This is a genomic window from Shinella zoogloeoides, from assembly GCF_022682305.1.
GTDB classification, from domain to species: domain Bacteria; phylum Pseudomonadota; class Alphaproteobacteria; order Rhizobiales; family Rhizobiaceae; genus Shinella; species Shinella zoogloeoides_B.
On the sequence record NZ_CP093528.1, the window covers coordinates 1,329,540 to 1,347,366 of the forward strand.

At 64.3% G+C, this 17,827-nt stretch carries 15 protein-coding genes; 5 read left to right on the plus strand and 10 right to left on the minus strand.

Annotation, left to right across the window (positions count from 1 at the left end; all coding sequences use genetic code 11):
* Nucleotides 1-6 precede the first annotated feature (6 nt).
* The gene (locus MOE34_RS06800; protein WP_242222253.1) at nt 7-693 is read left to right on the plus strand and encodes an ABC transporter ATP-binding protein; all 687 of its coding nucleotides are present in this window, start codon (nt 7-9) and stop codon (nt 691-693) included.
* A 22-nt stretch (nt 694-715) separates the two neighbouring features.
* Here the strand turns inward: MOE34_RS06800 and MOE34_RS06805 are convergent, their stop codons facing one another.
* The gene (locus MOE34_RS06805; protein WP_242222255.1) at nt 716-1,294 is read right to left on the minus strand and encodes an FG-GAP repeat protein; all 579 of its coding nucleotides are present in this window, start codon (nt 1,292-1,294) and stop codon (nt 716-718) included.
* A 346-nt stretch (nt 1,295-1,640) separates the two neighbouring features.
* Here MOE34_RS06805 and dnaE point away from each other — a divergent pair, with 346 nt between their 5' ends.
* A complete protein-coding gene (dnaE, locus tag MOE34_RS06810) occupies nt 1,641-5,141 on the plus strand; it encodes a DNA polymerase III subunit alpha (protein WP_242222258.1) in 3,501 nt (1,166 codons plus the stop codon).
* Nucleotides 5,142-5,214: 73 nt separating this feature from the next.
* Here the strand turns inward: dnaE and MOE34_RS06815 are convergent, their stop codons facing one another.
* Nucleotides 5,215-6,063 carry a LysR substrate-binding domain-containing protein gene (locus MOE34_RS06815; protein ID WP_242222260.1) on the minus strand — a complete coding sequence of 283 codons (849 nt, stop codon included), beginning with the start codon at nt 6,061-6,063 and terminating at the stop codon, nt 5,215-5,217.
* 100 nt (nt 6,064-6,163) lie between these two features.
* Between MOE34_RS06815 and MOE34_RS06820 the strand changes: the two genes are divergently transcribed.
* Nucleotides 6,164-7,060 carry a DMT family transporter gene (locus MOE34_RS06820; RefSeq protein WP_242222262.1) on the plus strand — a complete coding sequence of 299 codons (897 nt, stop codon included), beginning with the start codon at nt 6,164-6,166 and terminating at the stop codon, nt 7,058-7,060.
* A gap of 12 nt (nt 7,061-7,072) precedes the next feature.
* On the opposite strand, the gene MOE34_RS06825 is transcribed toward MOE34_RS06820, so the two are convergent.
* The 3 genes from MOE34_RS06825 to MOE34_RS06835 all read right to left on the minus strand — a co-directional run bounded on the left by MOE34_RS06825 (nt 7,073) and on the right by MOE34_RS06835 (nt 10,257).
* The gene (locus MOE34_RS06825) at nt 7,073-8,380 is read right to left on the minus strand and encodes a L,D-transpeptidase family protein (protein WP_242222264.1); all 1,308 of its coding nucleotides are present in this window, start codon (nt 8,378-8,380) and stop codon (nt 7,073-7,075) included.
* A 131-nt stretch (nt 8,381-8,511) separates the two neighbouring features.
* Nucleotides 8,512-9,858 (minus strand): DNA polymerase IV, encoded by a 1,347-nt coding sequence (locus MOE34_RS06830; protein ID WP_242222266.1) that lies wholly within the window; start codon nt 9,856-9,858, stop codon nt 8,512-8,514.
* A gap of 99 nt (nt 9,859-9,957) precedes the next feature.
* The gene (locus MOE34_RS06835; RefSeq protein WP_242222268.1) at nt 9,958-10,257 is read right to left on the minus strand and encodes a DUF3572 domain-containing protein; all 300 of its coding nucleotides are present in this window, start codon (nt 10,255-10,257) and stop codon (nt 9,958-9,960) included.
* 141 nt (nt 10,258-10,398) lie between these two features.
* Between MOE34_RS06835 and MOE34_RS06840 the strand changes: the two genes are divergently transcribed.
* Nucleotides 10,399-10,770 (plus strand): response regulator, encoded by a 372-nt coding sequence (locus MOE34_RS06840; protein ID WP_003547430.1) that lies wholly within the window; start codon nt 10,399-10,401, stop codon nt 10,768-10,770.
* 7 nt (nt 10,771-10,777) lie between these two features.
* Nucleotides 10,778-12,145, plus strand: a complete 1,368-nt coding sequence (locus MOE34_RS06845) for a PleD family two-component system response regulator (protein WP_242222270.1) — start codon at nt 10,778-10,780, stop codon at nt 12,143-12,145.
* A 703-nt stretch (nt 12,146-12,848) separates the two neighbouring features.
* On the opposite strand, the gene rpmG is transcribed toward MOE34_RS06845, so the two are convergent.
* From rpmG to rnr, 5 genes are all read right to left on the minus strand, one after another.
* Complete coding sequence (gene rpmG / locus MOE34_RS06850) at nt 12,849-13,016, minus strand: 50S ribosomal protein L33 (protein ID WP_023512792.1); 168 nt, start codon at nt 13,014-13,016, stop codon at nt 12,849-12,851.
* 93 nt (nt 13,017-13,109) lie between these two features.
* Nucleotides 13,110-14,294 carry an MFS transporter gene (locus tag MOE34_RS06855; RefSeq protein ID WP_242222274.1) on the minus strand — a complete coding sequence of 395 codons (1,185 nt, stop codon included), beginning with the start codon at nt 14,292-14,294 and terminating at the stop codon, nt 13,110-13,112.
* Nucleotides 14,295-14,307: 13 nt separating this feature from the next.
* Nucleotides 14,308-14,970, minus strand: a complete 663-nt coding sequence (locus MOE34_RS06860; RefSeq protein ID WP_242222276.1) for an NUDIX hydrolase — start codon at nt 14,968-14,970, stop codon at nt 14,308-14,310.
* Nucleotides 14,967-15,437: a DUF983 domain-containing protein gene (locus tag MOE34_RS06865; protein ID WP_431522418.1), complete on the minus strand. Its 471-nt coding sequence runs from the start codon at nt 15,435-15,437 to the stop codon at nt 14,967-14,969. Before MOE34_RS06865 ends, MOE34_RS06860 begins: the two co-directional genes overlap by 4 nt.
* Nucleotides 15,438-15,472: 35 nt before the next feature.
* Entirely contained in the window at nt 15,473-17,824 is a 2,352-nt protein-coding gene (gene rnr / locus MOE34_RS06870) for a ribonuclease R (protein WP_242222278.1), read from the minus strand.
* Between the last annotated feature and the right edge of the window lie 3 nt (nt 17,825-17,827).

A 17,827-nucleotide genomic window follows, 5' to 3' on the forward strand; every position in this document is an offset into this window, starting at 1 on the left:
GAACGCATGGCTGCGCGCGTCGCTTTGGAACTGAAGGGCATCGAACGGCATTACGGCCAGGGCGAGACCGTGCTGTCGATCCTGAAGGGAGCCGATTTCGTCCTGAAAAGCGGCGAGACCGTCGCGCTCGTCGCGCCTTCGGGCACTGGCAAGTCGACGTTGCTGCATGTCGCGGGCCTGCTCGAGAAGCCCGATAGCGGCGAGGTTCTCGTCAACGGCCATTCCTGCGCCGATCTTTCCGACGACCAGCGCACCGCGATTCGCCGCAGCGAGATCGGCTTCGTCTACCAGTTCCACCATCTCCTGCCGGAATTCACCGCGCTGGAGAACATCATGATGCCGCAACTGATCGGCGGTCTCTCCAAGGGCGAGGCGCGCGAGCGCGCCGCCCAGTTGCTCGACTATATGCGCATCGGCCACCGCGCCGATCATCGTCCTTCGGAGCTTTCCGGCGGCGAGCAGCAGCGTGTCGCCATCGCCCGCGCCGTCGCCAATGCGCCGCTGGTGCTGCTTGCCGACGAGCCGACCGGCAACCTCGATCCGGAAACCGCCGGCTACGTCTTCGAGGCGCTGGAAGCGCTTGCCCGCCAGTCCGGCCTTGCCTCGCTCATCGCCACGCACAACCACGAGCTTGCCGGTCTCATGGACCGCCGCGTGACCATCGAGGATGGCTTCGTGCGCGAGCTCGCCTGAGTCTCGCGCACGTCTCGTCCGGTCATTCGTCCAGCCCGCAGATCGAGCGGGCGATCCCGTCCTTCCAGTCCTTGAGCAGCATGAACTGCGCCTTGCCGGCGACAGGGCCTCTATGCGTCTTGCCCTTGCCGGTCAGCACGTTGAGGTCGCATTCGCTGCCGCCGTTCGGATCGAGTGTGTCGTAGGACGAATAGGTATAGCCGGCGACGATGAAGTCGAAATTGCGATAGGCGACGGTCAGCGACTGCCGCCAGCGGTCGCGGCCTACCGCGTCGTTCTTCGTGGTGATCGTGAAGGAGCCGTTGGCGAGTGCCGTCAGTTCCGGCTCCTGCCCGTACATGGTGAGATTGCCCCAGACGGAATTCGGTGCGGCAAGCGCCAGCGTCAGGCGATTTTCTTCCGGCTTGGCGAGATAGACATAGACCCCGTTGTCCTCGTCGCCGCCGTCGCCAGGCGTCGCCACCACGGCAAGATCCGGCGTGCCGTCCTTGTTCCAGTCGCCGCTCGCCATGGCGATGATCCGGTCGGCAGGAAACTCTTCGGCGGCTGCCATAGCGGGGAGCGCGGCCGAAAGCAGAAGGGCGGCAATCCAGGGCTTCATTTCGTGTCCTCCATGTGATCGGGCGACCTTATTGCGGCGACAAGCGCCGGTCCAGAGGGGCTGTGGAAAGCTGTTGACATTGAAACAAAAAGAGAACAAAATAAAAACATAAAAGGAAAGGGAGCCACAATGACCGATTTTCTTCGTGATCTTGCAGCATTCACCTCCATGCTCATGTTCGTCGCCAGCTTCTCCGTCATCCTCTTCGGGATGTAACGTCTCCCTGAACAATCGTGTATCCGCAATGCATCCCGTGCGTGGAAAGCGGGTGCAACGGGCAAAGCCCTCTGGACGAGCCGGGTCCGAATCCGTTTAAGCTTCCTGCCTTGACCGGAAGGAAGATGAGATGGCGGACGCAGCGCAGACGACAGAGGGCGGGATGATCGCGGAAGCGCCGGAATTCGTGCATCTGCGCGTGCATTCGGCCTTCTCGCTGCTCGAAGGCGCCTTGCCGATCAAGAAGATCATCGGCAAGGCCATATCCGACCAGCAGCCTGCCATTGCCATCACCGACACGAACAACCTGTTCGCGGCGCTCGAATTTTCGCAGAAGGCGGTCGGCGACGGCATCCAGCCGCTGATCGGCTGTCAGCTTTCGATCGACATGGAAGACGAGGGCGAGGGCGGCGAGCGGCGCGGGCCGCAGGCGCAGCTCGCCAAGCTGCCGTCCATCGTTCTCCTTGCCGCGACCGACGCGGGTTACACGCGCCTCGTCGATCTTGTCAGCCGTGCCTATCTCGGCGGCGAGAGCGGGCAGGCGATCCGCATCGCCTATAGCTGGCTGGTGGAAGAGGGAACGGAAGGGCTGATCGCGCTGACGGGGGCGCTCGGCGGCCCGGTCGACATGGCCTTCCTCGCCGGCCAGCCTGCCGTTGGCAAGGCGCGGCTTGAGGCGCTGAAGCGGATCTTCGGCGACCGGCTCTATATCGAGCTGCAGCGCCATGGCCGCTATGACCGGCAGCATGAGCGACGCATGGTCGAGCTTGCCTATGCCGAGGACGTGCCGCTGGTCGCGACCAACGAGCCGTTCTTCCCGGCGCCTGATGATTATGACGCGCATGACGCGCTGATGGCAGTTGCGCATAACGCCATGGTCTCGGACGACAATCGTTTCCGCCTGTCGCCGGACCACTATCTCAAGAGCCGCAAGGACATGGCAAAGCTCTTTGCCGACCTGCCGGAGGCGCTTGAGAACACGGTGGAGATCGCAAGGCGCTGCTCCTTCGTCCTGAAGACGCGCGGCCCCATCCTGCCGCGCTTCACCGGCGCGACGGACGATGCGGAGGAAGCCGAGCGCGCGGAGGCAGCGGAATTGCGCCGGCAGTCCGTGGAAGGTCTTGAAAGCCGCATGGCGCTGCTCGGGCTGACACCCGGCTATACCGAGCAGGACTATCGCGAGAGGCTGGATTTCGAACTCTCCGTCATCGAGCGTATGAAGTTCCCCGGCTACTTCCTCATCGTTGCCGACTTCATCAAATGGGCCAAGCAGCATAACATTCCCGTCGGGCCGGGCCGCGGTTCGGGCGCGGGCTCGCTCGTCGCCTATGCGCTCACCATCACCGACGTCGATCCGCTGCGCTTCTCGCTGCTCTTTGAACGCTTCCTCAATCCGGAACGCGTCTCGATGCCCGACTTCGACATCGACTTCTGCCAGGATCGCCGCGAAGAGGTGATCCGCTACGTGCAGCAGAAATACGGCCGTGAGCAGGTGGCGCAGATCATCACCTTCGGTTCGCTGCAGGCCCGCGCGGCGCTGCGCGACGTCGGCCGCGTGCTGGAAATGCCCTACGGTCAGGTCGACAAGATCTGCAAGCTCGTGCCGAACAACCCGGCCAACCCGACGCCCCTCTACAAGGCCATCGAGGAAGAGCCGAAGCTGCAGGAGGAGGCGGAAAAAGAGCCGGTCGTCGCGCGCCTGCTCGATATCGCCCAAAAGATCGAGGGCCTCTACCGCCACGCCTCCACCCACGCCGCCGGCATCGTGATCGGCGACCGGCCGCTCTCCAAGCTCGTGCCGATGTACCGCGATCCGCGCTCGGACATGCCGGTCACCCAGTTCAACATGAAATGGGTCGAGCAGGCCGGCCTTGTGAAGTTCGACTTCCTCGGCCTCAAGACGTTGACCGTCTTGAAGACGGCGGTCGATTTCATCCGCAAGCGCAACATCGAGGTCAATCTCGAAAGCCTGCCGCTCGACGACCAGCTCACCTACGAGATGCTCTCGCGCGGCGAGACGGTCGGCGTGTTCCAGGTGGAAAGCGCGGGCATGCGCAAGGCGCTGATCGGCATGCGGCCCGACTGCATCGAGGACATCATCGCGCTGGTGGCGCTCTACCGTCCCGGCCCGATGGAGAACATCCCGGTCTATAACGCCCGCAAGCACGGCGAGGAGGAGATCGAGTCGATCCACCCGATGATCGACCATCTGCTCAAGGAGACACAGGGCGTTATCGTCTACCAGGAACAGGTGATGCAGATCGCCCAGGTCCTCTCCGGCTACTCGCTCGGCGAGGCCGATCTTCTGCGCCGCGCCATGGGCAAGAAGATCAAGGAGGAGATGGACAAGCAGCGCGCCCGCTTCGTCGACGGGGCGGTGAAGAACGGCGTGTCGAAGCCGCAGTCCGACCTGATCTTCGACCTGCTCGCCAAGTTCGCCAACTACGGCTTCAACAAGTCGCATGCCGCCGCCTACGCCATCGTCTCCTACCAGACGGCCTATCTGAAGGCGCATTACCCGGTCGAGTTCCTCGCCGCGTCGATGACCTACGATATGTCAAACACGGACAAGCTGAACGACTTCCGGCAGGATGCCGGGCGCCTCGGCATCGAGGTCATCCCGCCGTCGGTGCAGACGTCCTTCGCCCATTTCGAGACGGGCGAAAGCCGCATCTACTACGCGCTCGCCGCCATCAAGGGCGTAGGCGAGGCGGCCGTGCAGCATATCGTGCAGGTGCGCGGCGATGCGCCCTTCAAGAGCCTCGAAGACTTTTGCGTGCGCATCGATCCGAAATTCGTCAACCGCCGCGTTTTCGAAAGCCTCATCGTCGCCGGCGCCTTCGATTGCTTCGGCCATGACCGCGCGGCCATGATCGCCGGCCTCGACCGTCTGCTCGGCGCCGCCCAGCGCGCGCAGGAGAACAAGACGAGCGGGCAGGGCGATATCTTCGGCATGGGCGCGGCGACGGGGCCGGAGGTCATCACGCTGCCCGCCTACACGCCCTGGCTTGCCTCGGAGAAGCTGCACCGCGAGTTCCAGGTGCTCGGCTTCTACCTCTCGGCCCATCCCCTCGATACCTACGCTCCGATCCTCGCCAAGATGCGCGTGCAGACTTTTGGCGATTTCTCCGCCGCGGTGAAGCGCGGCGCGACCGCCGGCCGCCTTGCCGGCACGGTGACGTCCAAGCAGGAGCGCAAGACCCGCACCGGCAACAAGATGGGCATCGTCGCCTTCTCCGATTCCTCCGGCCAGTTCGAGGCGGTGCTGTTCTCCGAAATGCTGAACCAGTACCGCGACTTGCTGGAGCCCGGCAAATCGCTTGTCATGACCGTGCAGGCGGAAGAGCGCCCGGAAGGCATCGGCCTGCGCATCCAGACGCTCCGCTCGCTGGAGGAGGAATCGCTCCATACCCAGAAGGCGCTGCGCGTTTATGTCCGCGACAGCGGCCCCCTGCGCTCGGTCGCCGCTCATCTCAACACCAAGGGCGACGGCCTCGTTTCCTTCATCGTCATCAAGGACAGCGGCCAGCGCGAGATCGAGGTGGAGCTGACGGAACGCTTCCGCATCTCCCCCGAGATCGCGGCCGCCATGCGCTCGACGCCGGGCGTGCTGGATGTGGAGCTCGTGTGAGGAGAGCCCTGGCGCCTTGCGCGCCAGGGGATGACGTTTAGCTCAGTGGCGTTACGTGGATGCTCCGTGCCTCTCAGGACAGGGCGCGGCGAAGAAAGTCGTTCAGGCGCTCCACAGCCGGGCTGGCTGATCGCGGGTTGCGCAGGATGCTGATTTCCAGCTCGTCCAGACGCGGCAATCCCTCATTGGCTCCGATGATCCGCAAGGAAGGCGGCACGCTGCACAGCGCGAGGCCTGCGATGGCAAGACCGGCCTGCACGACCGCGACAAGACCCAGCAGGCTCGCGCTCGAATAGGTGCAGCGGTAGGCGCGGTCGCCTTCCGCAAGGGCCTTCAGGACGTTGATGCGCGCGGTGCAACCGGGTTCGAAAAGCGCGACGGGAAGCGGCTCGATATCCCAGGCGATATGGGACGGCGATGCGACCCAGACGAAAGGCTCCCGCCGCAAGATCTCGACAGGCTGCTCGGCCAGACGCGTAACGATGGCAAGGTCGATGCGCCCGTCTTCGACGGCCTTCGTCAGCGCGGTCGAAGGCTCGCACACGAGTTCCACCGTGACCCGCGGGTGCTCCGCCGCAAACTGGGCCAGGGCCGGCGGGAGCAGGAAGGCCGCGTAGTCGTCCGGAACGCCGAGGCGCACGCAGCCGCTCTCCTCCGGCCGCGTGACGCTTGCCCATGCCTCGTCCGACAGTTTCAGGAGCCGGCGGGCGTGGACCAGAAAATCCGAGCCGGCCGCGTTGGGCGTGACGGCCTTGGGACCACGGATCAGGAGCTGCTTGCCGACGGCCTGTTCCAGCCGTTGCATCTGCATGCTCACGGCAGACTGACTGCGCCCGATCCGCGGAGCGGCATTGGAAAAGCTGCCCGTTTCGACGACGGCAACAAAGGTTCGCAGCAGATCTATATCCAAGGGGTTCGTCATGGTGCTATCAGTATAACGAATAGAGCTCTCCAAATCTATTCGTTTGATTGAGTTTCGCCGGACGGCGATAAGTCCTCTCAACCTGTTTTGAGAGGTCAGCATGGAAAAGACACGCGACACCAGTCTCCCCGCCGCAAAGCTCGTGGCCGCGATGGTAATCGTCGGCACGGTCGGGGCATTCGCGGTCGAGGCCGGGCTTGATCCGGTGACGACCGTTTTCTGGCGATGCGCCTTCGGCACCGCCTTTCTCGGGGCATGGTGCCTGATACGCGGCTATTTGCCGGACAAGAGCCTCTCACCGGCCCGGCTGGTGCTTGCCGCGCTCGGCGGCGTCTGCATGGTCTTGAGCTGGACAGCGTTCTTTGCCGGATTTGCGATGACGTCGATCGCGACGACGACGATCGTCTACCATATTCAACCCTTCTTCGTGGTCCTGATCGGCGTGCTGTTCCTCAAGGAGCGGATTACGCTCGACCAGATCGTCTGGATGGTCGGCGCGTTCATCGGCGTCGTTCTCGCAAGCGGCCTTGCCGTTTCCTCCGGCGCGGTCGACCCAACGTGGGTGGCCGGGATCGCGCTGACGCTTGCGGCCGCGCTGCTCTATGCGATTGCCACCATTCTTGCGAAGGGCCTCGGGCAGCAGCGCCCGGAGGTGACGGCCTTGTGCCAGACCGTCGTCGGCACCATCCTGCTGGCGCCATTTGCCGATCTCTTCCGTTCCGTCCCAGCGGCGTCATGGGGATGGCTTCTCGGCATCGGCATCCTGCACACGGGCATTGCCTATGTGCTGATGTATTCAGCCTATCCGAAGCTGTCAACGCCGGTTATCGGCGTGCTGACCTTCATCTATCCGCTGGTCGCGATTCTGATCGACTGGATCATATATGGCCACCCGCTCGGGATCGCGCAGGCGCTCGGCATGATGTTGATCGCCCTCGGAACGCTCGGCGTGCGACTTGGCTGGCGCTTTCCGGTCGGCCGGACCGCGCCAGTCTGAAGGCTCTCCCGGTCAGTTCACCACCGTGACCGACGACCTCTTCTTTTTCTTCTTCTTGCCCTGCACGACGGAGGCATCCGCCTTTTGCACCTTGCGGGTCACGGTGATGAAGTCCGTGCCGTCGCCGGTTTCCGGGCCGAGGCCCGTATCGGAGATGGAGAGGGACGCGCCTTCGCCCATCAGGCCGGAAATGCGGCTGCGCATGTCCTGCGGGATATCCAGGCGGTCGAGCGTCTTCGTCAGGGCGTCGGGCGCGCTCGCGTCGGCCTCGGTGGTGATGCCGAGGCGCTTCAGGGTCGCGGGCGAAAGCTGGTTGTCCATGCTGACGCCATACCATTCGGCCTTGCCCTTGTCGGCATCGACTTCACGGGCGAGCAGGAAGTGGGTTCCGAGCGCGATCTCCGGGTTGCGGATGGTGATCGGCTCTTCGACCAGGGGCTTGAATTTCTGGCGCACGAGGATCTGGCCGTTCGGCGGCGTGCCCTTGCCGGCCTTGGCATAGACGGCGGCGAGAAGCTCCTGGGTCACCATGCCGTCTTCCTTCTGGCCTTCGGCAAGCTGGAAGGCGCGAATGGCGGTCACCGTCTGCTTGCCGTGGCGCCCGTCCGGCACGCCGGCATCGTAGCCGAGCGAGGTCAATAGCGTCTGCAGATCGATCATCATTTCCCGATCACCGCGACGGGTGATGAGGATGCGGATCGGGTCCTGCTCGGTCTTCTGCACGACGGGTGTGAGGACCTCCGGCTTCGGCTCGGTCATCGCCACCTCGACGCTCTTGCCGCCGGTCTCGATCAGCGTCGGGCGCAGGCCGGCATCCGCGAGCAGCGGCGTATCCGGCACCACGATGGAGGGCTTGAAGAGCAGTTCATGCACGATGCGCTGCGGCGCCGTCTCGCTGTCGGTGATCAGCACATGGCCGCCGCGCCGCGTGACGGAGAACAGAGTTTTTGCGAAATCGTTCGGCAGGCGCACGCAGCCGTGCGAGGCCGGGTAGGAGGGCACGCTGTTTGAAGCGTGCAGCGCGATGCCCGACCAGGTGAGCCGCTGCATGAACGGCATCGGCGCGCTGTCATAGATGTTGGAGAAATGCGTGCGCTTCTTTTCGAGGATCGAGAAGATGCCGGTGGGCGTCGAATGGCCGGCTTTGCCGGTGGAAACGCGCGAGGTGGCGACCACAACGCCGCCATCGTAGATCTTCAGTTCCTGCAGGTCCTTCGACACCATGATCTGGAGCGGACCTTCGAGCGTTCCGCCGAGCGCGGTGGCGCAGCTCAGCATCAGGCCAAATATGCTCATGCCAGTGGCGAGGCGAAACTTCATGTTACCCATCCGTACGCAATACAAACCGGCTGGGAGGCTAGTGCATCTCGCTTAAGGAAGGCTTGATGCACCCCGGCGCTCCCCCGATCCGTGCCATCCCGATGCAGTCAAGAACGCCGGACTGCCGGGATTTATTCGCCGGGATCGCCGGTTTTGCCTGACGTCTTCACGGTCAACTTTCCGTGAAAGCGCTCGGGGCCGGATTTGCCGAATGTATAGCCGGTCTCCACGCTCGCCTTGCCGAACTTGTCGCGCAGCGTGTTCATCGCGGCTTCCGCCGCGGCGCGGCGTGTTGCTGCCGGGTCGACCAGATCGGGCGGGTCGGCGCGACCGGGATCGGCAAGGTCGGTGACGCCGATGCCGATCAGCCGGAATTTCGTGCCGTCCGTCTCCTTGCGCAGCAGTTCCATGCCGATGCGGAAGATCTTGTCGGCCAGCATGGTGGGATCTTCGAGCTTGCGGTTGCGCGTGCGGCCCTTGAAGTCGGCGGTCTTCAGCTTGAGGACGACCGTATGGCCGGCGATGCCGGATTTGCGCAGGCGCACGGCCACCTTCTCGCTCAGCCGCCGCAGATGCGCGACAAGCTCGTCGTGGCTGGAAATATCGTCGAAGAAGGTGGTTTCGGCCGAAACGCTCTTGGCCGGATCGTTCGGGTGCACCTCGCGGTCGTCCTGCCCGCGCGAGAGGTTGAAGAGCCGCTTGCCCATTATGCCGTAGCGGCGCATCAGGTCGGTTTCCTCCATGGTCTGGAGTTGGCCGACGGTGCGGATTCCGTCGCGCTCCAGCGTCTCGGCAAAGGCCTTGCCGACGCCCCAGATGAGGCGCACCGGCTTTTCCCGCAGGAAATCCAGCGCCTCGGCTTCGCCGATGACGGAAAAGCCGCGCGGTTTGTTGAGGTCGGAGGCGACCTTGGCGAGGAACTTGCAGTAGGAAAGGCCGACAGAGATGGTGATGCCCACCTCCTTCTCCACCCGCTGCACGAAGCGCGCCAGCACGCGGGCAGGGGGATCGTGGTGCAGCCTCTCGGTGCCCTTCAATTCGAGGAAGGCCTCATCGATGGAGATCGGCTGCACCAGCGGTGTCAGGTCCTGCATCATCGCGCGCACCTGCCGCCCGACCGCGACATATTTCTCCATGTTCGGCTTGATGACGACGGCGTTCGGGCAGGCCTCCAGCGCCTTGAACATCGGCATGGCCGAGCGCACGCCATGGATGCGCGCGACATAGCAGGCGGTGGAGACGACCCCGCGCTTGCCGCCGCCGATGATGACCGGCTTGTCGGCAAGCGTTGGGTCGTCGCGTTTCTCGATCGCCGCGTAGAAAGCGTCGCAGTCGATATGGGCGAGCGTCAGGCCGTAGAGTTCATCATGGTAGAGGAGGCGGGGGCTGCCGCAGGCGCGACAACGGCGCAGCCCGGCAGGCTGCCCAGAGAGGCAGTCGCGGCAGAAGCCCGGAAAACGCGTGTCGGCGGTGCTCATGATGTAGAACAAATATTGAACATCGCGACATTAAGGCTTAAATTCGCGAGTCTCAATAGCCGCCGGGGCCGAATGCATGACCGTACACAGGCCTGCCGCTCAGAAATCGCCTCCGTCGTTCGGTCCGGAAAAGACCGCATGGGCATGCACGACCGCCTCCGGCCTAATGCCCGTCGCCTCGCTGAAGGCGAGCAGCGTCGGCTCGTGGCTCATCAGGAAATCGACGAGGCCGGCGAGGAACCCGGGGTCGTTCATGGCGTTGCGAACTTCGGAAGGCATCACGCCGGTCAGCGCGAGGAAACGCGACAGAAGCTCAGGCTCACCCGCAAGCCAGCCGAGGATGGCGACAGCGGTTACTTCCGCGTTCTGCGCCGCGGTTGTATCTTTTTGGCTTTTCATCGGTTTTCCTCGGGAAATTTACCTTTTAATCAACCAAGTGACGCTAACGTGGCAGCGGTCAGGCTGGGTGATTTCGGCTTTGCCGCAACTTATCCATCTCCAGGCAGGTTGCAAGGCCGGTCAGAGGAACAGGGACGCACGATGCCCAAGCAGGTCATGATTGTCGAGGACAACGAGCTGAACATGAAGCTCTTCCGGGACCTCATCGAGGCATCCGGCTACACGACCATCCAGACCCGGAATGGCATGGAAGCCCTTGATCTTGCGCGCAAACACCGCCCGGACCTCATTCTCATGGACATCCAGCTTCCCGAGGTCTCGGGCCTCGAGGTGACCAAGTGGCTGAAGGAAGACGACGAGCTTCACGTCATCCCCGTGATCGCCGTGACGGCCTTCGCCATGAAGGGAGACGAGGAGCGAATCCGGCAGGGCGGCTGCGAGGCCTATGTCTCCAAGCCGATCTCCGTTCCGAAGTTCATCGAGACGATCAAGACCTATCTCGGCGACGCATGAGGCGGATATGACAGCACGCATTCTCGTCGTCGACGACGTTCCGGCCAATGTGAAACTTCTCGAGGCCCGGCTGCTGGCCGAATATTTCGACGTGCTGACAGCCGAGAACGGCTACGAAGCGCTGTCGCTCTGCGAGCGCACCCAGGTCGATCTCATCCTGCTCGACATCATGATGCCGGGCATCGACGGATTTGAGGTCTGCGAGCGGCTGAAGGCCAATCCGCGCACCGCCCATATTCCCGTCGTCATGGTCACGGCGCTCGACCAGCCGTCCGATCGCGTGCGCGGCCTCAAGGCCGGCGCCGACGATTTCCTCACCAAGCCGGTCAACGACCTGCAGCTCATGTCGCGCGTCAAGAGCCTGGTGCGCCTCAAGACGCTGACGGACGAGCTGCGCATGCGCGCGATGACCGCGCGCGCCATCTCGATGGAAGAGGGGCTGGATACCGATCTCGGCAACGAGCCGGGCGACATCCTGCTCGTCGACGGTCGCGCCAGCTCGCAGGAGCGCATCGCCCGCGCGCTGAAGCCGATCGCCGACGTCACCTGCATGTCCGATCCGCAGGCGGCCTTGTTCCAGGCGGCCGAGAGCAACTACGAGCTTGTCATCGTCAATGCGAATTTCGACGACTACGATCCGCTACGGCTCTGCTCGCAGCTCCGCTCGCTGGAGCGCACGCGCTTCCTGCCTATCCTGCTGATCGCCGAGCAGGGCGACGACGACGTGGTCGTGCGCGCCCTCGATCTCGGCGTGACGGACTATCTGATGCGTCCGATCGATCCGAACGAGCTGATCGCCCGCAGCCTCACCCAGATCCGCCGCAAGCGCTGCAACGACCGCCTGCGCACGAGCGTGCGCCATACAATCGAGCTTGCCGTCACTGACGGCCTGACGGGCCTGCACAATCGTCGCTATCTGGACAGTCACCTGAAGCTGTTGATCGACCGGGCGATAGCGCGCGGCCGGCCGATGTCGGTCTGCATCACGGATATCGACCGCTTCAAGCTCGTCAACGATACCTATGGTCACGATGCGGGCGATGCCGTGCTCCGTGAATTCGCCAACCGTGTCCGCTCCACCGTGCGCGGCGCGGACCTTGCCTGCCGCTATGGCGGGGAGGAGTTCGTGCTGGTGATGCCCGATACGTCCGCCGAGATGGCGGCAGGTGTCGCCGAGCGCCTGCGCTCCATCGTCGAGCGGGAGCCGTTCCGCATTCCCGGCACCGATGCCTTCCTGCCGATCACCGCTTCACTCGGCATCGCGTCCGTCCTGCCGGAAGGCGACAGCCCGGAGGCGTTGCTGAAGCGCGCCGACGCTGCCCTCTACGAGGCCAAGCGCTCAGGCCGGAACCGGGTTGTGGCCGCCGCCGCCTGAGCCGTTCCGGGACCATCCGGCTCCCGTTTGTCCACAGGCATTGAAGAGACGTTGCGCGCTCGTCTGCAATTTCAGGCACTTATCGTGCGGACACGCGCGAGGCGGACTGGTGGCGCAGTGCGACTGCATACATATGCTGCGGCGGATTTCGACAATAAATCGCATGATTTATTTTTGATGAGCCTTATCAAGGGCTTGCTTTTGTGCAATCTGACCGTGTGGCTGCCGGGACCTTCATGGAGGTTGTGAGGCCCTACCGTCATGGTTGCCGGCAAGGGCGTGCTGTATTGTTGTTTTCCATAACGGAATTGCCGCCGGATGAGACAGTTGCAACTTCGGCGGTTAACTATGAGACAAGGACGCGCTGCCTGAATATTAAGAATTCGTTGATTTTTTTTCTTTTTCGCGCGATGCTCGTTTTGTGGGCGGCAGATAAAGCCGCACAACCGGTTACCCCATGATGCTAGGTCCGCCGCATCTCCTGGGTCGTGGGGTCGGTCGGTCAGCCATGACAAAAACGGAATCCTCGTGCCGTCGTCATGCCTGACCGACCCCCATTTCAACGCCGCTCCCGATCAGGGGGCGGCGTTTTTGATTCGGGCGGTTGCAATCCGGGCAGGGGCGGCAGCCGGGAGCGCGGCAAAAGAAAAGGCGCCGGACGTTTCCGTCCAGCGCCTTTGCGAACCTCGTAAGGCTCCCAAGATTACTTGATCTTGGTTTCCTTGAATTCGACGTGCTTCTTGACGACCGGGTCGTACTTCGTCTTGGTCATCTTGTCCGTCATCGTGCGGCTGTTCTTCGTCGTTACGTAGAAGAAACCGGTGTCGGCCGTCGACAGCAGCTTGATCTTGATGGTGGTAGCCTTGGCCATGGTCGTCCTGCCTTTATGAAAAACGAAGCCGCGGACAGCCAGTCTGCTCCACGGCTTAAATCTGGGCGGAAACTACAAATCGCGCCCGAAAAGTCAACCCCGTTTCGGCCGGAAAACCATCCGCCCGAGAGAAAGTACGAGGTAAAAGCCGAAGAAGGCGACGATGGCCCAGGCAAAACCGTCATTGCCGGAGACATCCATGGCCGCGCCGATCACCTGGGGGCCGACCACGGTGCCGACCGCGTAGCAGAAGATGAAGGCGGCATTGGCGGCCGCAAGGTCCGCGCCGACGAGTCGCGAGCCGAGATGGCTGAGGCCGACCGTATAGAGGCCGGCGACGCATCCGCCCCAGGCCAGTAGCATGCCGGCCATCAACAGCCAGTTGTGTGAGATGAGCGGCAGGGAGAGGGAGCCGATGAGGCCGATGGCCGCCATGATGGTGAGCAGGCTCCTGCGGTCGCGCATACGGTCGGAGAGCAGACCGAGGGGGATCTGGAAGGCCATGCTGCCGACGCTCATCACGGTGAGCAGCAGCGCCGCCTGCGCCTCGGAGAAGCCGGCGCGGGTGGCGTAGATCGGCAGGAAGGAAAGCCCGCCCACCTGGACGGCACCGAAGATGAAGACGGCCGCCGTCGCCGTCGGCACGAGCAGGATGTAGCGCATGAAATGCAGCTCGGGCTTCTCATCGATGATCGGGCTTTCGCCGCGGGCGATGAAGATGGGCAACGCGGCGAGAAGGATGATGACAGCGCCCACCGTGAAGGGCAGCGCGCCCTCGCTGCCGATCAGCGAGAAGAGCAGCGGGCCGGTGGCGAAGCCGAGCGCCAGCACGGTCGCGTAGATGCCGAGCACCAGCCCGCGCCGGCTCGGCGGGGCGGCGGCGTTGATCCAGAATTCGGAGAGGATGAAGAGCATCGTCGTCGCGCCGTGGAAGACGATGCGGAGCGGGAACCAGAGCCAGAAATTCTCGATGTAGTAGAAGCCGAGACCGCTGACGGCCGCCATCAGGACGGCGCCGATCATGGTGGTTGAAGTGCCCCATTCATGGGCGAGGCGCGTGGTGAAGGGGGCGGCCATCATGGCGGCGATCCCCGCCATGGCGGAGTTGATGCCGATGAGCGTGGAGGAGATGCCGCGCTTCTCCATGATGAGGGACAGGAGCGGGAGGCCGAGGCCCATGGCGATGCCGACGGCGGAAATGGCGGCGATGGCTGCAATGAGTGACCGCCAGTGAATATGCTCCACCGGGCCGGAGGTTCCCGATTGCGGCTGCGTCATATGCTGTCGATCCTCAAAGAAGGTCCCGCAGAAAGCGCCCGCGCTGGGTGTGGTACAGCGGCGCGGCCCTTCCGAAGGGGAGAGACTTGTCTTCCTGAAGGCTTTTTTGAAGCTCTTCAAGGATCAATACGGTTATGTCGGGCATCTCGATGCCCGCGGGATCAAAAATATCCACCCAGCGCACGTCTTCCAGCTCGTGGCTGGCGGCCGCGCCTGCCGGGTCGATGTCGGCCTCGTCGGCAAAAAGCGTAAAGAAGCGTGTGTCGAAGCGGCGGACCATGCCGGCAGGCGTGATGGCGCGGGCAAGGAAGCGCAGGCGCGAGAGATCGGGCCGGAAGGGCAGCGCGGACCCGGCCGAATCGATGAGCGGCGCGCCCACGGCGATTCCGGCCTCCTCATAAAGCTCGCGCAGCGCCGCGACGCCGAGCGCGCGCAGCCGCGAATCGGGACAGCGCGTGCCCGTCTTCAGCGCCAGCCGTTCGCGAGCGTGCGGATTGAGCGGATTGGCGACCGGAATGCGGCGGTCCTCCGCATCGCGCCGGCCGCCCGGGAAGACGTAGACGTTAGGCATGAAGACATGCCTGCTGCTGCGCCGGCCCATGAGCACGCGAATACCGCTCCCCGACCGGTCGAGGAGCAGGATGGAGGCGGCATCGACGGGCCGGATGGCGCTCATGCCTGCCGGTCGCCATAGGCGGCAGGTTCTTCCGTCTCCTCGGGCGCGGCGCCGAAGCCGTGCATCTTCAACGCCCATTGCAGGCCGATCGCACCGCCCTTGACCGGCTGCAGCAGAAGCAGCGAGAGGATGAGCGTGATCGGCACCCAGATGGCGAGATGCTGCCACGTCGTGAGCGGCCAGATGAGGTCCGTCCCCATATAGCCGCCGACGACGATGTGGCCGACGATGGTGATGACGAGATAGGGCGGCAGGTCGTCGGCGCGCTGGTGGGTATAGTCCTCGCCGCAGGCCGCGCAATGATCCACCGGCTTGACATAGGCGCGGAAGAGGCGGCCGGTGCCGCAGGCCGGGCAGCGGCTCAGAAGGCCCCGCTTGATGGAGCGTCCGACGGGGCGTTCCTGGGAAGGGGCATCCGGCGCGCCGCCGAAATGCATCGTGCCGCCGGTCGTCTCATTCGCCTGCATGTCCATGTCCTTCCTGCCTGTGCATCGGCTCCGGCCTAGCGTCTCCCGCGCGGCGGGCGCGTGCCCGGCTGGCGCTTCGGCGCGCTGTTCCTGCGCCGGCCCGACTTGTGGAACGAGCGCACCGCCGTCGGCATCTTGCGCCCTTCGCTGATCATGTCGAACCGGAGCGAGCCGGCAAGCGGAACCGCTTCTGCCAGCTTCACGCGCACCTCGTCGCCGAGACGGTAGCCAAGTCCGGTCTTCTCGCCTGAAAGCGCCTGATGGGCCTCGTCGTAGATATAATAGTCGCGTCCGAGCATGGATATAGGCACGAAACCGTCGGCGCCATATTCCGGCAGAGTGACAAAAAGTCCCGCCTTGGTGACGCCGGAAACGCGCCCGTCGAACTCCTCGCCGATACGGCCGGCGAGGTGATGGGCGATCAGCCGGTCCACCGTGTCGCGCTCGGCCGCCATGGCGCGGCGCTCGAAGGTGGAGATTTCGGCGGCGATGTCGTCGAGCACCGCTTCCTCGTCCGGCGTGATGCCCCCTTCGCCAAGCCCGAGCGAACCGACCAGCGCCCGGTGCACGATCAGGTCCGCATAGCGGCGGATCGGTGAGGTGAAATGGGCGTATTTCATGAGGTTCAGGCCGAAATGGCCGATATTCTCGGGACTGTAGATCGCCTGGCTCTGCGAGCGCAGTACCATCTCGCTCACCATCTGCTCGAACGGCTTGTCCTTGGCCTTGGCGAGGATGCCGTTGAAGTGGTTGGAGCGCATGTTGCCGCCCTTGGCGAGCGAGATGTCGAGCGTCTGGAGAAACTCGCGCAGCACCTCCTGCTTGGCAAGCGAGGGGGCGTCGTGCACGCGATAGACGAGCGCCTGCTTCTTCTTCTCCAGCGTCTCGGCGGCCGCGACGTTGGCCTGGATCATCATCTCCTCGATGAGCTTGTGCGCATCGAGCCGCGGCGGCACGAAGACCCGGTCCACGGTGCCGTCTTCCTTCAGCAGGATCTTGCGCTCCGGCATGTCGAGTTCGAGCGGCTGGCGACGGTTCCGGCCGACCGTCATGATGCGATAGGCCTGCCAGAGCGGCTTCAGGATCGTCTCGAGGATCGGGCCTGTCTTGTTGTCCGGCGCGCCGTCTATGGCGGCCTGCGCCTGTTGGTATGACAGCTTGGCCGCGCTCTTCATCATGATGCGGTGGAAGGTGTGGCTGGCCTTGCGGCCCTCGTGGGAGAAGACCATGCGCACGGCCAGCGCCGGGCGGTCGACGCCCTCCTTCAGCGAGCAGAGATCGTTGGAGATGCGCTCCGGCAGCATGGGCACCACGCGGTCGGGGAAATAGACCGAGTTGCCGCGCTTCAGCGCCTCGCGGTCGAGCGCCGATTTCGGGCGCACATAGTAGCTGACGTCGGCGATGGCGACGGTGACGATCACGCCGCCCGGATTGTCGGGCGAGGTATCCAGCTCGGCGAAGACCGCGTCGTCGTGGTCCTTGGCGTCGGCGGGGTCGATGGTGATGAGCGGGAGGCTGCGCCAGTCCTCGCGGTGCGACATGGTGGCCGGGCCGGCGGCTTCCGCCTCGCGGATGACCGCGTCGGGGAAGATATAGGGAATGCCGTGGGCGTGGATGGCGATCATCGAGATCGCCTTTTCCGAGGCGACCGAGCCGACCACGCCCTTGACCTGCGCGCGTGGCAGGCCGTAGCGGCCCATGCGCACGACGTCGATCTCGACGAGATCGCCGTCCCTGGCGTCCGCCGTGAACTGTGCGTCGACTTCCATTTCCTCGCCGCGCCGGTCGATGGGCATGATGCGCCCGCCGCCGCCCGCCATGGAGCGGAAGACGCCCATGCCGGAATTCTTCTTCTTGTCGAGAACCTTGATGACGCGGCCTGTATAGGTCGGCCCGCCGCGTTCCTTCGCGGGGAAGATTTTTGCGAGCACCCGATCACCAAGGCCGGCCACCGGGGCCTTGTCCTTGCGCGGGCCGCCCGACTGGCGGATCAGCACGGCGGGGGCGACGCCCGCGTCGTCGAGCCATTCGGCCGGGCGGCCGATCAGCTCGCCGTCGACGTCGCGCGTGGTGATGTCGAGCACGGTGACGGGGGGAAGCGCGCCGGGCCGCACCAGCGACTTGCGGCGCTTTTCCAGAAGCCCGTCTTCCTCGAAGGATTTCAGCAGCGCCTTCAATTCGACGCGCGCCTCGCCCTTCAGGCCGAAGGCCTTGGCGATCTCGCGCTTGGAGGCCTGTTCCGGGTTCTCGGCGATGAAACGCAGCAGCACGTCGCGCGGCGGGACGGCGCCATGGATGACCGGGGTGTCATTGGCAGGCGGCAGGTCACGGCCCGCGCGGCCGGGCCGCCTTTCGTGTCCTGCCCGGCTGCGTGGTTCCTTCGTCATGGC